The sequence below is a fragment of the Caballeronia sp. 11_S32 genome, from assembly GCF_056930355.1.
Map to the genome: position 1 here is coordinate 388,433 of NZ_JBXOWH010000004.1, position 13,939 is coordinate 402,371.

General features: G+C 64.7%; 12 protein-coding genes. 7 read left to right on the top strand and 5 right to left on the bottom strand.

Annotation, left to right across the window (positions count from 1 at the left end; all coding sequences use genetic code 11):
• Positions 1–5: 5 nt before the first annotated feature.
• On the top strand, positions 6–1,067 hold the full coding sequence (locus AC1Z32_RS27810; protein ID WP_483482059.1) for an alkene reductase: 1,062 nt from the start codon (positions 6–8) through the stop codon (positions 1,065–1,067).
• 166 nt (positions 1,068–1,233) lie between these two features.
• On the opposite strand, the gene AC1Z32_RS27815 is transcribed toward AC1Z32_RS27810, so the two are convergent.
• Complete coding sequence (locus tag AC1Z32_RS27815) at positions 1,234–2,430, bottom strand: porin (protein ID WP_483482060.1); 1,197 nt, start codon at positions 2,428–2,430, stop codon at positions 1,234–1,236.
• Positions 2,431–2,667: 237 nt separating this feature from the next.
• Here AC1Z32_RS27815 and AC1Z32_RS27820 point away from each other — a divergent pair, with 237 nt between their 5' ends.
• Positions 2,668–3,036, top strand: a complete 369-nt coding sequence (locus tag AC1Z32_RS27820; RefSeq protein ID WP_483482061.1) for a nuclear transport factor 2 family protein — start codon at positions 2,668–2,670, stop codon at positions 3,034–3,036.
• 9 nt (positions 3,037–3,045) lie between these two features.
• On the opposite strand, the gene AC1Z32_RS27825 is transcribed toward AC1Z32_RS27820, so the two are convergent.
• From AC1Z32_RS27825 to AC1Z32_RS27835, 3 genes are all read right to left on the bottom strand, one after another.
• Complete coding sequence (locus AC1Z32_RS27825) at positions 3,046–4,161, bottom strand: succinylglutamate desuccinylase/aspartoacylase family protein (protein WP_483482062.1); 1,116 nt, start codon at positions 4,159–4,161, stop codon at positions 3,046–3,048.
• Between the two features lie 221 nt (positions 4,162–4,382).
• Positions 4,383–5,177, bottom strand: a complete 795-nt coding sequence (locus tag AC1Z32_RS27830; RefSeq protein ID WP_483482063.1) for an ABC transporter substrate-binding protein — start codon at positions 5,175–5,177, stop codon at positions 4,383–4,385.
• Positions 5,178–5,370: 193 nt separating this feature from the next.
• A complete protein-coding gene (locus tag AC1Z32_RS27835) occupies positions 5,371–6,897 on the bottom strand; it encodes an MDR family MFS transporter (protein WP_483482064.1) in 1,527 nt (508 codons plus the stop codon).
• Positions 6,898–7,037: 140 nt separating this feature from the next.
• Here AC1Z32_RS27835 and AC1Z32_RS27840 point away from each other — a divergent pair, with 140 nt between their 5' ends.
• The 3 genes from AC1Z32_RS27840 to AC1Z32_RS27850 all read left to right on the top strand — a co-directional run bounded on the left by AC1Z32_RS27840 (position 7,038) and on the right by AC1Z32_RS27850 (position 10,231).
• A complete protein-coding gene (locus AC1Z32_RS27840) occupies positions 7,038–7,727 on the top strand; it encodes a TetR/AcrR family transcriptional regulator (RefSeq protein ID WP_483482065.1) in 690 nt (229 codons plus the stop codon).
• A gap of 109 nt (positions 7,728–7,836) precedes the next feature.
• Positions 7,837–9,249: an MFS transporter gene (locus AC1Z32_RS27845; RefSeq protein ID WP_483482066.1), complete on the top strand. Its 1,413-nt coding sequence runs from the start codon at positions 7,837–7,839 to the stop codon at positions 9,247–9,249.
• Between the two features lie 85 nt (positions 9,250–9,334).
• Positions 9,335–10,231 carry a ferritin-like domain-containing protein gene (locus AC1Z32_RS27850; RefSeq protein WP_483482067.1) on the top strand — a complete coding sequence of 299 codons (897 nt, stop codon included), beginning with the start codon at positions 9,335–9,337 and terminating at the stop codon, positions 10,229–10,231.
• A 7-nt stretch (positions 10,232–10,238) separates the two neighbouring features.
• Here the strand turns inward: AC1Z32_RS27850 and AC1Z32_RS27855 are convergent, their stop codons facing one another.
• Entirely contained in the window at positions 10,239–10,964 is a 726-nt protein-coding gene (locus AC1Z32_RS27855) for a TetR/AcrR family transcriptional regulator (RefSeq protein WP_483482068.1), read from the bottom strand.
• 174 nt (positions 10,965–11,138) lie between these two features.
• On the opposite strand from AC1Z32_RS27855, the gene AC1Z32_RS27860 reads away from it, so the two are divergent.
• The gene (locus AC1Z32_RS27860; RefSeq protein ID WP_483482069.1) at positions 11,139–12,320 is read left to right on the top strand and encodes an isovaleryl-CoA dehydrogenase; all 1,182 of its coding nucleotides are present in this window, start codon (positions 11,139–11,141) and stop codon (positions 12,318–12,320) included.
• Between the two features lie 10 nt (positions 12,321–12,330).
• Positions 12,331–13,938, top strand: coding sequence for a carboxyl transferase domain-containing protein (locus AC1Z32_RS27865; protein ID WP_483482071.1), 1,608 nt, complete (start codon positions 12,331–12,333; stop codon positions 13,936–13,938).
• The last annotated feature ends 1 nt before the right edge of the window (position 13,939 follow it).

The window sequence follows — 13,939 nt, forward strand, 5'->3', positions numbered from 1 at the left end:
AATTCATGTCGACTCTCTTCGATCCGCTCAAGGTTGGCGCACTCACGCTCAAGAACCGCATCATCATGGCACCGCTCACCCGTCAGCGCGCGGGCGTCGAGCGCGTGCCCAATGAGCTGATGGCGCAGTATTACGCGGACCGCGCATCGGCCGGTCTCATTCTCAGCGAGGCGACCTCGGTGACGCCGCAAGGCGTCGGCTATGCCGATACCCCGGGCATCTGGTCCGACGAGCAAGTCGAAGGCTGGAAGCTCGTGACGAAGGCCGTGCACGAGGCGGGCGGCAAGATCTTCCTGCAACTGTGGCACGTGGGCCGCGTCTCGGACCCGGTCTTCCTGAATGGCGATCTGCCGGTCGCGCCGAGCGCGATCGCCCCGGACGGGCACGTGAGCCTCGTGCGTCCGCAACGCCCGTACGTGACGCCTCGCGCGCTCGAGCTCGATGAAATCGCGGGTGTCGTCGCTGCGTTCCGCAAGGGCGCGGAGAACGCGAAGCGCGCGGGTTTCGACGGCGTGGAAGTGCACGGCGCGAACGGCTATCTGCTCGACCAGTTCCTGCAGGACAGCACCAACCAGCGTAGTGACGCTTACGGCGGTTCGATCGAAAACCGCGCGCGTCTGCTGCTCGAAATCGTCGATCAGTGCATCGACGTGTGGGGCGCGGATCGTGTCGGCGTGCATCTCGCGCCGCGCGCGGATTCGCACACGATGGGCGACAGCGATCGCGCCGCGACCTTCGGCCATGTGGCGCGGGAGCTCGGCCGCCGCGGGATCGCGTTCATCGCGGCGCGCGAGCATGAAGCCGCGGACAGCCTCGGGCCGCAACTGAAGAAGGCGTTCGGCGGCGTGTACATCGTCAACGAAGGCTTCTCGAAGGCGAGCGCCGAAGCGATCATCGCGCGCGGCGATGCGGACGCGGTTGCGTGGGGCAAGCCGTTCATCGCGAACGCGGACCTCGTGCGGCGCTTCGAGGTCGATGCGGGCCTCAACGACTGGGACACATCGACGTTCTATGCGCCGGGCGCGAAGGGCTACACGGACTATCCGTTGCTCGAAACGGCGGAATAAGGCGCGGTGTGCGCCAGATCCGAAAACAGCGGTTTCGGCCGCTGTTTTTGTTCGCGCGCGGACGAATCGGCAAGACCTCGCGAAGGCATCGCGAAGGCATCGCACGAAGCAAAAAAATCGGGCCGCTCGACGCGGCCCGATTGCATTTCAGCTCAGCAGCCGATGCTTAGAACTTGTGGCGGATGCCGACGCGGAACGCGAGCTGGTCGTTCTCGCCCAGGCCCGAGGTGCCGAAGTAGCTCGACGACGAGGAGCCGATCGATGCCTGGTTCTCCACGCCGCGGTTCGAGCCCGAAGCCTTCTGGTAGATACCGAGCGCGTACACGTCGGTGCGCTTCGACAGCGCGTAGTCGACGCTCGCGTCGATCTGGTTCCAGTGGCCGGTCTGGTTGCCCGTCATGTTCAGGTACGAGTAGCCGAGTCCAGCCGACAGCGCCGACGTGAACGCGTACTTGCCGCCGATATCGAACGCGTTGAGCTTGGAGCTCGCGCCGTTGATCGGTTCGAACAGCGTGTTGGTCCAGAGGCCGAACACGGTCGCGGCACCGAACGCGTAGTTCGCGCCGATGCCGAACGTGCGCAGATCCTTGCCGGCGTTGGCCGTGCCCATCGTCTGGATGTTCGCCACGGCCGTGCTGAATGCGGGCGATGCCGCTGCCGGGTAGCGGATGTCCGTGTACGCCGCGCCGATGCCGAACGGACCTGCCTTGTAGTTCAGGCCGAAGCTGTATGCACGCGACGAACCTGCCGTCGTGGTCGTGCCGACGGTCGTGTTCGGCGTGCCGGCGAACGCGCCTGCCTGGTTCGAGAAGCCATACATCGCGCCGAACGTCACGCCGTAGAAGCTCGCGCTGCTGAACTTGACCGCGTTGTTGATGCGGCTCGACGTCAGCTGGTCGACGTCGTTCATGTGGTACGCGTAGTTGCCCGCGAGCGTCTGGCCGCCGATCGAGTAGTTGCTGCCGAGGTAATCGGTCGAGAACGAGTACTGACGACCGAAGGTCAGCGAGCCGACGTCGTTCTTCGCGAGACCGACATATGCCTGACGGCCGAACAACGCGCCGCCCTGGCCGAGCGTGCCGGTGCCGCTGTTGAAGCCGTTCTCCAACGTGAAGATCGCCTTCAGGCCGCCGCCGAGGTCTTCCGAACCCTTCAGGCCCCAACGGCTGCCTTGCGCGACGCCGTCGTCGTACTTGACGAGTGAATCGCCAGCGCGCGTCGCCGTTTGCGTGCTGTTGTTGACGTAGCTGATACCCGCGTCGATGATGCCGTACAGCGTGACGCTGCTTTGCGCTTGAGCGGAGGTGGCGGCGAGGGCGGCAAATGCGGCGAGCGCGGCGGTCGCCAAGAGATTCTTCTTCAAAACAAGCTCCGTGAGTTGATACGCGGTGTGGTTGTCGACGGTGTCTGGTGCGTCGCGCTCTGACGGCGCGTGGCTGCGACGGGCGCAAATGTAGCGAGCGCTGAAGAAAGAAATGTGACAGTGCTTTCAAGCGGCTTGCGGTGTGTCGTGCGTGCAACAGGGCTGGCGAAATGCCGGCGCTTGTGCATGCAGCCCGTCCGATGCGATGCTCACGGTTCTCTCACCGCGAGGAAAATCATGGACGAAGCAGGAATCCGCGAACTGGAAGAGCGCCTGAAGAAGGCGATGGTGGCATCGGACGTGGACGCGCTCGACGCGCTATTGGCCGATGACCTGAGCTTCGTGGATGCGACGGGCAAGGTCTGGACCAAGGCCGACGATCTGAACGGGCATCGCTACGGCATGCAGCGCATCGAGAAGCTGGATGTGGAGGATCAGACCGTGCGGATGTATGGCGGCTTTGCCGTCGTGGTCACGCGCGTCGCGATTTCCGGGACCTTCGCGGGCGCGCCGTTCGCGGGCAGCTTGCGCTACACGCGAACGTGGGGAGACATTGGAGGAACGTGGCGCGTCGTGGCCGCGCAATGCGGCCTCGCGCCATTCTGACAAACGCGCTTACGCCGACAGCAACGACCCCGTGCGGTAAGCCTTCGCGCCCGCGATGCGCGCCACTTCCAGCCCGGCGGTCGCGAAGCGCGTGATATGCCGCGCGTACATCACGCCCGACGTCGTGCACTTGAGCGTGGTGACGGTGTCGGCGATCGGATCGATCACATCCGCGATCGGCGCGCCCGCCTCGATGAACGCGCCCACTTGCGCGCGGAACACGAGCACGCCCGACACCGGAGCGACGATCGGCTCGGCACCCGCGAGCGGCGTAGCCGGATACTGGAGCGGCGGTTGTTCCGGCACGGCGGCATCGATCACGCCGCGGTGGATCAGATAGTTGACGATCGCCTGCGCGTCCTTCTCGGCGAGCTCGTAGGACACGTCGTGCTGGCTGCGCAGTTCGACCGTCACCGAGATGCCGCCGTTCGGGATCGGAAAACGCTCGCCGTAACGCTGACGCAGATCCGACCAGCAGAAGCTGTGAATCTCGTCGAACGGATTGCCGACGGAATTCAGCGCGAGCAGCGACGCCTTCGCGTCGAGATAGCGCGCGAGCGGCTCGACTTCGTCCCAGATCTCCGGATTGGTGTAGAGATGCAGCGCGGCGTCGAGATCGCAGTGCAGGTCGAGCACGACATCGGCGTCATAGGAAAGCTTCTGCAGCGCGAGGCGCAGCGATTCGAGCTCGGTGTGCGGCGTCTGCTCGTCGAGCGCTTCTTTCATCGCGGCACGCACGGCGAGTTGGTTCGCGTCGCTTTCGGCGCCGAGGCGCGCTTCGATGCGCGGCGCGATCAGCCCGGCGAGATCATAGAAATTGCGGTTGAAGTTGACGCCGCTGTTGGTTTCGAAGCGCCCCAGCAGATTGCCGTGAAGATTCTGGTTCAGGCCGATCGGATTGGGCACCGGCACGATCACCACTTCGCCGCGCAGCTTGCCCGCCGTTTCGAATTCGGCGAGATGACGGCGCAGCCGCCACGCGACGAGCATGCCGGGCAGTTCGTCCGCGTGCAGCGAGGACTGGATATAGATTTTCTGGCCGCCGCCGGAGCCGTAATGAAAGCTCGTGATGGTGCGGGAAGTGCCGAGCGTCGGCGAGATCAGGGGATGAGTTCTGGTTTGCATGTTGGTCGCGCGCACTCGAATGCGCGGGTCGTGCCTCTCTGGAAATTGCCGGGCGCCGCGGCGTCTCCTTCCGTCGGCGTCCTACCGGACGTTCGATCTTAGCCGAAATCGGCGCGGCGGGAGGCCGAAGGCCCGCGTGCAGCCGGTGTCCGAAAAGGAAACGGGCTCCGCGCCCTTGAGCGCGGAGCCCGTTTCGTCAGGCCGTCAGGCCTGGGCGTGCGTTAGCCGCCGTACACGTCGAAGTCGAAATACTTCTTCTCGATCTTCTTGTACGTGCCGTCCTTGATCATGTCGGCAATCGCCTTGTCGATCTTCGCCTTCAGCTCGGTGTCTTCCTTGCGCAGGCCGATGCCCGCGCCGTTGCCGAGCGTCTTCGGATCGTCGAGGTTCTGGCCGGCGAAGTCGAAGCCCGCGCCGCGCGGCGTCTTCAGGAAGCCGAGTTCGGCCTGCACGGCGTCTTGCAGCGCGGCGTCGAGACGGCCCGAGATCAGGTCGGCATAGACCTGGTCCTGGTTCTGGTACGGCGTGACCGTCACGCCCTTCGCGGCCCAGTAGGTCTTCGCGTAGGTTTCCTGGATCGTGCCCTGTTCGACGCCGACGTTCTTGCCCTTCAGGCTCTCGGGGGTCGGCAGGATATTGCTGCCCTTCTTCGCGACGAGGCGCGTCGGCGTGTTGAAAAGCTTGCTCGAGAAGGCGATCTGCTCGGCGCGTTGCGGGGTCATCGACATCGACGAGAGGACGCCGTCGAATTTCTTCGCCTTGAGCGCCGGGATCATGCCGTCGAAGTCGTTTTCGATCCACACGCACTTCGCCTTCAGGCGCGCGCAGATCTCGTTGCCGAGATCGATGTCGAAACCGACCAGCTTGCCGTCGGAGCCCTTCGATTCGAACGGCGGATAGCTTGCGTCGACGCCGAAACGGATCGTCGAATAGTCCTTCGCAAGCGCCGGCGTGACGGCGGTGAGCGACGTGGCGGCGAGGAGGGACATCGTGAGTGCCGCGAGCAGTTTCTTCACTGTTTTAACTCCAGAAGGTGGTCAGTTCAGCCCGGAAGGTCTCATATCCGGTGGTCCGGCGCGTCGTTGGGCGCCGGCGCATGGCATTCCGCGGATCGTGTCCGAGCAGAATCGGCAGAAGGTTACCAAGACAAAATGTTTCGGGTGCTAGTAAAAGCCCCGATAGCAGGGGCTTTAGAGCCTTTCCTCGCGTTCAGCGCTTCTTCAGCGGATGGTCTTTCAGGAACCACGACAGCGCGAACGCGATGAAGGCGAGGCACGCGGCGACGAGGTAGACCGTGTGCATCGAGCCCGCGAATGCGTGCAGATAGTCGTCGTGGAGCGCGGGCGGCAGGTGCGCGACCGCCTGCGGCCCGAGCGTCTGCGGCAGCTCGGTGCCGGGTGGAATGAGCGCTTCGAGACGCGAGCGCAGGCTGTTTGAAAAGATCGCGCCGAACGCCGCCACGCCGACCGAGCCGCCGATCGAGCGGAAGAGCGTCGCGCTGGACGTTGCCACGCCCATCAGCCGGAATTCGACGACGTTCTGCACCGCGAGCACGAGCACCTGCATCACCATGCCGAGCCCGAGGCCGAGCAGCGCCATGTAGACGTTCATGACCGCGAGCGGGGTGTCGAGGCTGAGCGTGGAGAGCAGCAGCATCGCGACCGTGACGAGCGCCGTGCCCGCGATCGGGAAGAAGCGATACTTGCCGATCCTGCTGATGACGCGCCCGCTCACGATCGACGAGAGCAGCACGCCGCCCATCATCGGCGTGATCTGCAGGCCGGCGCCGGAAGGCGTCGAGCCTTTCACCACCTGCAGATAGAGCGGCAGAAACGTGACGGCGCCGAACAGCGCGCAGCCGACGATGAAGCCGATCAGCCCGGCGAGCACGAAGGTGCGTTCCCTGAAGAGCGAGAGCGGCATGATGGGCTCGGCGGCGAGCCGTTCCTCGTAGACGAAGCCGCCGATGCACACGAGCCCGAGCAAGAGCGTGCACCAGAGCTGCGGCGAGGTCCACGGCAGGAGCGTGCCGCCTTCGCTCGTGAAAAGGATGATGCAAGTGAGCGCGGCCGCGAGAAAGCCCGCGCCCATGTAGTCCACGCGATGATCGACGTGCGCGGTATGCGGCTTGAACACGAGCTGGATCACGGCGAGCGCGATCACGCCGAGCGGCAGGTTGATGTAGAAGATCCAGCGCCACGACAAGTGCTCGACGAGAAAGCCGCCGAGCAGGGGACCTACGACCGTCGCGAGGCCGTACACGCCGCCGAAGAGGCCCTGGAAGCGGCCGCGCTCGGCGGGCGGGATGACGTCGGCGATGGCGGCCATCGTGATGACCATGAGCCCGCCGCCGCCGAGGCCTTGCAGCGCCCGCAGCGCGATCAGCTGCGTCATGTCCTGCGCGACGCCGCAGAGGATCGAGCCGGCCAGAAAGATCAGGATCGACGCCTGAAGCACGACCTTGCGGCCGAACTGGTCGCCGAACTTGCCGTAGAGCGGCACGACGATGGTCGAGCTGAGCAGGTAGGACGTGACGACCCACGAGAGATTTTCGAGCCCGCCGAGATCGCCGACGATGGTCGGCAGCGCGGTCGACACGATGGTCTGATCGAGCGCGCCGAGCAGCATCACGAGCAGCAGCGCCGTGAAGAGCAGCCCGACGGGCGGTTTCGATGCGACGCCGGTTTCGTCGGACGCTTTCGCGCCCGCGATGGCGGTTTGATGCAAAGATGTCATTTCGGCTGAGACGGCGTGGGCGACGCCGCGAGCAAAAGTTCGGATTCAGGACCGGCGGATGGGCCGCGAATCACGTGGATTGAATTTAATTAACACGAAAGTTAATATAGACGACACACGAAGTCTAGTCAAATTCCGATATGGCAAACGATGTGTTGAACACGGGTGCGGGCGCCTCCGAGGACCCCGCGCCGCGCAAGAAGCCGGGCCGGCGGCCCGGACGGCCGAGCGGGGCGCACGGCGAGCAGGCGCGGGCGCAATTGCTGGATATCGCGCTGGAGCTGTTTGCGCGGCAGGGCATCGGCGAGACGACGCTCGGCGCGATCGCGCGAGAGGCGGGCGTGACTCCGGCGATGGTCCATTACTACTTCAAGACGCGCGATCAGCTGCTCGACATGCTGATCGACGAGCGGTTCGTGCCGTTGCGCGTCGAGCTTGCGCGCGTGTTCAACGATCCGGATTCGGAACCCGTCGATACCTTGCGCTCGTTCGTGGAGACGCTCGTCGCGACGGTCGAGAAATATCCGTGGTTCGCGGCGCTATGGGTGCGCGAGATGATCAGTGATGGCGGTTTGCTGCGGCAGCGCATGGCCGAGCGCTTCGGCGACGAGCACAAGGAGCGCGCGATCGAGCGCATCGCCGGCTGGCAGAAGGAGGGCAAGCTGAATCCGGCGCTGGAGCCGTCGCTCGTGTTCGCGTCGCTGTTCGGGCTGACGGTGTTTCCGCTCGCGACATCGCGCTGGCGCGCGGTCGGGGATCGGGCGGTGACTTCGGAGCAGCTCGCCCGGCACGTCGTGGCGTTGCTGATGAACGGGATTCAGCCGTATTGAGGGCGGTCGGGATCGTCGCAATTACCCAACCGTTTAAAATCCGTCCCTCGCCCCGCGTCCCGCGCCGTCCGAAGCGGCGCCGCGCACCGCCCAAAGAGGAGACAATCCGATGGCCACACCCCACGCGGCGCATGCACACGCGCTTCCCGTCACCGCCGGCAGCATTTCCGCCCGGCTCGACCGGCTGCCGGCCACGCGCTCCGTATGGACGCTCATCGTGCTCCTGAGTCTCGGATTCTTCTTCGAGCTCTACGACCTGCTGTATTCCGGTTACGTCGCGCCGGGTCTCGTCAAAAGCGGCATCCTGACATCGACCACCACGGGTTTGTTCGGCATGACGGGCGTCGCGAGCTTCATCGCGTCGCTGTTCGCGGGCCTGTTCATCGGCACGATCGCCTGCGGGTTTCTCGCCGACCGCTTCGGCCGCCGCGCGATCTTCACGTATTCGCTGCTGTGGTACACGGCCGCGAACCTCATCATGGCGTTCCAGCACACGGCGACCGGCCTGAACCTCTGGCGCTTCGTCGCCGGCGTGGGCATCGGCGTGGAACTGGTGACGATCGGCACCTATATCTCCGAGCTTGCGCCCAGGCACATTCGCGGGCGCGCGTTCGCGTGCGAGCAGGCGGTCGGATTCATGGCCGTCCCGGTGGTCGCTTTTCTCGCGTATCTGCTGGTGCCGCGCGCGCCGTTCGGCATCGACGGCTGGCGCTGGGTCGTGATCATCGGGGCTCATGGCGCGCTTTTCGTCTGGTGGATCCGCCGCACGCTGCCGGAAAGCCCGCGCTGGCTCGCGCAGAAGGGGCGCCTCGCCGAAGCCGACCGCGTGATGACCGCGCTCGAAGAAAAAGTGGCGCGCGAATACGGAAAACCGCTGCCCGCGCCCGAGGCCGCCGTGGAAACCGCGCACAGCCGCGGCTCCTTCGCCGACATGTGGAAGCCGCCGTACGGCAAGCGCGCGCTGATGATGATCATCTTCAACGTGTTCCAGACAGTCGGCTTCTACGGTTTCGCGAACTGGGTGCCGACGCTGCTCGTCAAGCAGGGCATCACCGTGACATCGAGCCTCATGTATTCGAGCATCATCGCGATCGCCGCGCCCATCGGGCCGATCATCGGGCTCGCCATCGCGGACCGGATCGAGCGCAAGACGGCCATCGTCGCGATGGCGGCGGTCAATATCGTGTGCGGGCTCGCCTTCAGCCAGTCGGGCGATGCGGCCTTTCTGATCGCGATGGGCGTTGGCCTCACGCTGTCGGCGAACATCATGTCGTACAGCTACCACGCTTACCAGACCGAGCTTTTTCCGACGAGCATCCGGGCGCGGGCGGTCGGTTTCGTGTATTCGTGGAGCCGTTTCTCGGCGATTTTCACGTCGTTCATCATCGCGGGCGTGCTGAAGGGCTTCGGCACGACGGGCGTGTTCGTCTTCATCGCGTCGGCGATGTTGATCGTGATGGCCGCGATCGGCTCGATGGGTCCGAGAACGCGGGATCTCGCGCTGGAGAAGATTTCGCACTAGCGAAAAAAAGCGCGCGATGATGCGAGTCAGCGTTCCGTATGCCAGAATCCGCAGGACGCACACAATCGGCGGCCGATATTCGAATATGTCCGAGACGCTCAACACAGTCGAAGCAGATCATGCGATGCGCAACTGGACGTACCGGTCGACGGGGAAGATTCCGATCGGTTCGGACCTGCACAAGCGCATGTTCTGCGAGATGCTGCTGACGACGCACGACCCGTACAAGCCCGCCGTCATCGACTGGCCGAAGCTGGATCCGGCCGCATTGAAACGCGTGACCTCCCTGCCGATCTGGGATATCGCCGTGCAGACGGAAGGCCGCGCGTCGATTCGCGTGGCGACCTATGCGGGCACCGTCGCCGATCCGCAACTGCGCGAAGCGCTGCGCATGAACGGCGGCGAGGAGGCGCGGCACAAGCTGGTGTTGTCGAAACTGGTCGAGGCTTACGGCATCGCGCTCGCGCCGGAACCGCCGTATCCCGCGCCAGCCGATCCGCTGCGCGCGTGGATGCTCACGGGCTACAGCGAGTGCATCGACAGTTTCTTCGCGTTCGGTCTTTTCGAGGCGGCGCGGCAGTCGGGATATTTTCCCGAAGAACTCGTCGAAACCTTCGAGCCGGTGATTCAGGAAGAGGCGCGCCACATTCTGTTTTTCGCGAACTGGGTCGCGTGGTACCGGCGCAGCCTGCCTTGGTATAGCAAGCCGTGGTTTCTGGCGAAGAGCGCGAGCGTCTGGTTCTCGCTGATCCGCGACCGCATCTCGCTCGCGCGCGGCTTCGACAACAGCGGCGCCGCGCAGGACGCGAATTTCCCGGCGAATGTGGGCGACTCGGTGGCGGGCGACGTATCGGTGCGCTCGTTGATCGAACTGTGCCTCACCGAAAACGATCGCCGCATGGGCGGCTATGACGCGCGTCTGCTGCGTCCGACCACCGTGCCGAAACTCGCGCGTCTCGCGCTGCGCTTCGTCAAGAAGTAAGGCTGCTTCACTCCGCCGGTTTCGATGCCGCGTCGAAACGGCGCCCGGCTTCCTCGACGTCCTGGCGAAACTGCGCGAGCGCCGCCAGTTGCGCATTCGGCGGCTGCAGCGCCGTCCACAGCACGTCCACCAGTTCGTTCGCCGTCGTCTCGATCTGAGTCTGACTCAGGCGGCGCTTCGCGAGCGTCGCGTCCCACAGCACATGCTCCATCGGCCCGAAGACGAGCGAGCGCAGAAGGCGCAGCGGCACGTCGCCGCGCACGTGGCCGAGCGCCTGGCCGCGCGCGAGCACGTCCATCAGCGGCGCGGTGTAGCGGCGTTGCAATTCCGTCAACGTGTCCGACAGATCATGCTGCTTCGTGCGGCCTTCCGACAGCACCAGCGCGCACAGGCCCGTGCCGTTCATCAGCATCAGCCGCATATGCGTCCTGACGATGAACGCGAACTGCTGGCGCACCGAGCCGTCGCGCGGCAGGCCGGTTTCGAACGCTTCGATGATTTCGTCGTACCAGTCCGCGATGACGCGGGCGCACAGCTCGCGCTTGCCGCTGAAATAGCTGAACACGGTAGCTTCCGAAATGCCCGCGCGCTGCGCGATCTCCGCGCTCGTGGCGGCGTCGTAGCCCTTTTCGGCGAAGACGTCGCGGCCCGCCTGAAGGATGTCCTTCACGCGCTGCTGCGATTTGACGCCGGCGGGCGCGCGGCGGCCGGTGGCGGTGGTTTGCGTCGACATTGTCGGATGGTGTGACGATGAGAGTACGAATTAAATGTGAGCGTAGCTCAAAAATCTATTGACGACTAGACGATTTGAGCGTGAAATTGCCCCATTCCGTGGTTTGATGCCCTGTGTGAGTAAAACTCAAATTTCAGGGTGCACCCAAAACATCGCATCTGGAGGAGACGACCCATGAGCAACGTACCCGGCCTGAATTTCGCGTTGGGCGAAGACATCGACATGCTGCGCGATTCGCTCGCCAATTTCGCGGCGAAGGAAATCGCGCCGCGCGCGGGCGAAATCGACCATAGCGACCAGTTCCCGATGGACCTGTGGAAGAAGTTCGGCGATCTGGGCGTGCTCGGCATGACCGTCTCCGAGGAATACGGCGGCGCGAACATGGGCTACACCGCGCACATGGTCGCGATGGAAGAGATTTCGCGCGCATCGGCGTCGGTGGGGCTGTCGTACGGCGCGCATTCGAATCTCTGCGTGAACCAGATTCATCGTAACGGCACGGAAGCGCAGAAGCAGAAGTATCTGCCGAAGCTCGTGTCCGGCGAGCATATCGGCGCACTGGCGATGAGCGAGCCCAACGCGGGCTCGGACGTCGTCAGCATGAAGCTGCGCGCCGAGGAGAAGGGCGATCACTACGTGCTCAACGGCACGAAGATGTGGATCACCAACGGCCCGGATTGCGACGCGCTCGTCGTCTATGCGAAGACGGATATCGAGGCCGGTCCGCGCGGCATCACGGCGTTCATCGTCGAGAAGGGCATGAAGGGTTTTTCCGTCGCGCAGAAGCTCGACAAGCTCGGCATGCGCGGCTCGCACACCGGCGAGCTCGTGTTCGAGAACGTCGAAGTGCCGAAGGAGAACATCCTCGGTCAGTTGAACGGCGGCACGAAGGTGCTGATGAGCGGCCTCGACTACGAACGCGCCGTGCTCGCGGGCGGCCCGACCGGCATCATGCTCGCGTGCATGGACGCGGTCGTGCCGTATATCCATGACCGCAAGCAGTTCGGTCAGGCCATCGGCGAATTCCAGCTCATTCAGGGCAAGGTCGCCGACATGTACTCGACGCTGCAGGCGTGCCGCGCGTATCTCTACGCGGTCGGCCGTCAGCTCGACACGCTCGGTTCGGATCACGTGCGGCAAGTGCGCAAGGACTGCGCGGGCGTGATTCTCTACACCGCCGAAAAGGCGACGTGGATGGCCGGCGAAGCGATTCAGGTTCTCGGCGGCAACGGCTATATCAACGAGTATCCGGTTGGCCGCCTGTGGCGCGATGCGAAGCTCTATGAGATCGGCGCGGGCACGAGCGAGATCCGCCGCATGCTGATCGGCCGCGAACTCTTTGCCGAAACGGCCTGAGGCGCGCGTCATGACGATCATCGAATCGAAGCTGAATCCGCGCGGCGAGGAATTCCGCACCAATGCGCAAGCGCTCGAAGCGCTCGTCGCGGACCTGAAAGAGAAGATCGCGAAGATCGCGGAAGGCGGCGGGCAGGCCGCGCGCGATCGTCACGTATCGCGCAACAAGCTGCTGCCGCGCGACCGGATCGCGCAACTGCTCGATCCCGGCACGCCGTTTCTCGAACTCTCGCAACTGGCCGCGTACGGCATGTACGACGACGACGCGCCGGGCGCGGGCATCATCACGGGCATCGGGCGCATTGCGGGGCAGGAGTGCGTGGTCGTGTGCAATGACGCGACCGTGAAGGGCGGCACGTACTATCCCGTCACCGTGAAGAAGCACTTGCGCGCGCAGGAGATCGCGGAGCAGAACCGCCTGCCGTGCGTGTATCTCGTCGATTCGGGCGGCGCGAACCTGCCGAATCAGGACGATGTGTTCCCCGACCGCGATCACTTCGGCCGCATCTTCTACAACCAGGCGAACCTGTCGGCGCAGGGCATCGCGCAGATCGCGGTCGTGATGGGTTCGTGCACGGCGGGCGGCGCGTACGTGCCCGCGATGAGCGATGAATCGATCATCGTGAAGAATCAAGGCACGATCTTTCTCGGCGGCCCGCCGCTGGTGAAAGCGGCGACGGGCGAAGAAGTCAGCGCCGAAGACCTCGGCGGCGGCGACGTGCATACGCGTCTTTCCGGCGTCGCCGATCATCTCGCGCAGAACGACGCGCATGCGCTCGGCATCGCGCGCAGCATCGTCGGCAATCTGAATCGCGTGAAGACGCCGACCCTCGCGCTCAAGGAGCCGCTGCCGCCGCGCTACGACCCGCAAAGCGTCTACGGCGTGATTCCCGTCGATACCCGCAAGCCCTTCGACGTGCGCGAAGTGATCGCGCGCATCGTCGACGATTCGGCCTTCGACGAGTTCAAGGCGCGCTACGGCACCACGCTCGTCTGCGGCTTCGCGCATATCTGGGGGCATCCGGTTGGCATCGTCGCGAACAACGGCATTCTGTTTTCGGAGTCGGCGCTGAAGGGCGCGCACTTCATCGAGCTGTGCGCGCAGCGCAAGATTCCGCTCGTGTTCCTGCAGAACATCACGGGCTTCATGGTCGGGCGCAAGTACGAGAACGAAGGCATCGCGCGCAACGGCGCGAAGATGGTGACCGCGGTGGCCACGGCGAAGGTGCCGAAGTTCACGGTGATCATCGGCGGTTCGTTCGGCGCGGGCAATTACGGCATGTGCGGCCGCGCGTATTCGCCGCGCTTCCTGTGGATGTGGCCGAACGCGCGCATCTCGGTGATGGGCGGCGAGCAGGCCGCGTCCGTGCTCGCGACGGTGCGGCGCGACGGCATCGAGAAGAAGGGCGGTACGTGGTCGGCGGAGGAAGAGGAGGCGTTCAAGGCGCCGATCCGCGACCAGTACGAAGCGCAGGGGCATCCGTACTACGCGAGCGCGCGCCTGTGGGACGACGGCGTGATCGATCCCGCGCAGACGCGCGACGTTTTGGGCCTTGGATTAGCCGCGACGATGAACGCGCCTATCGAAGAAACACGCTTCGGCGTCTTCAGGATGTAAC

Bases quoted from the DNA above. Each gene is read 5' to 3' on its own strand.
- AC1Z32_RS27860 (WP_483482069.1), top strand. From the start codon at position 11,139: ATGAGCAACGTACCCGGCCTGAATTTCGCGTTGGGCGAAGACATCGAC.
- AC1Z32_RS27835 (WP_483482064.1), bottom strand. From the start codon at position 6,897: ATGACATCTTTGCATCAAACCGCCATCGCGGGCGCGAAAGCGTCCGAC.
- AC1Z32_RS27850 (WP_483482067.1), top strand. From the start codon at position 9,335: ATGTCCGAGACGCTCAACACAGTCGAAGCAGATCATGCGATGCGCAAC.
- AC1Z32_RS27840 (WP_483482065.1), top strand. From the start codon at position 7,038: ATGGCAAACGATGTGTTGAACACGGGTGCGGGCGCCTCCGAGGACCCC.
- AC1Z32_RS27810 (WP_483482059.1), top strand. From the start codon at position 6: ATGTCGACTCTCTTCGATCCGCTCAAGGTTGGCGCACTCACGCTCAAG.
- AC1Z32_RS27845 (WP_483482066.1), top strand. From the start codon at position 7,837: ATGGCCACACCCCACGCGGCGCATGCACACGCGCTTCCCGTCACCGCC.
- AC1Z32_RS27865 (WP_483482071.1), top strand. From the start codon at position 12,331: ATGACGATCATCGAATCGAAGCTGAATCCGCGCGGCGAGGAATTCCGC.
- AC1Z32_RS27825 (WP_483482062.1), bottom strand. From the start codon at position 4,161: ATGCAAACCAGAACTCATCCCCTGATCTCGCCGACGCTCGGCACTTCC.
- AC1Z32_RS27820 (WP_483482061.1), top strand. From the start codon at position 2,668: ATGGACGAAGCAGGAATCCGCGAACTGGAAGAGCGCCTGAAGAAGGCG.
- AC1Z32_RS27855 (WP_483482068.1), bottom strand. From the start codon at position 10,964: ATGTCGACGCAAACCACCGCCACCGGCCGCCGCGCGCCCGCCGGCGTC.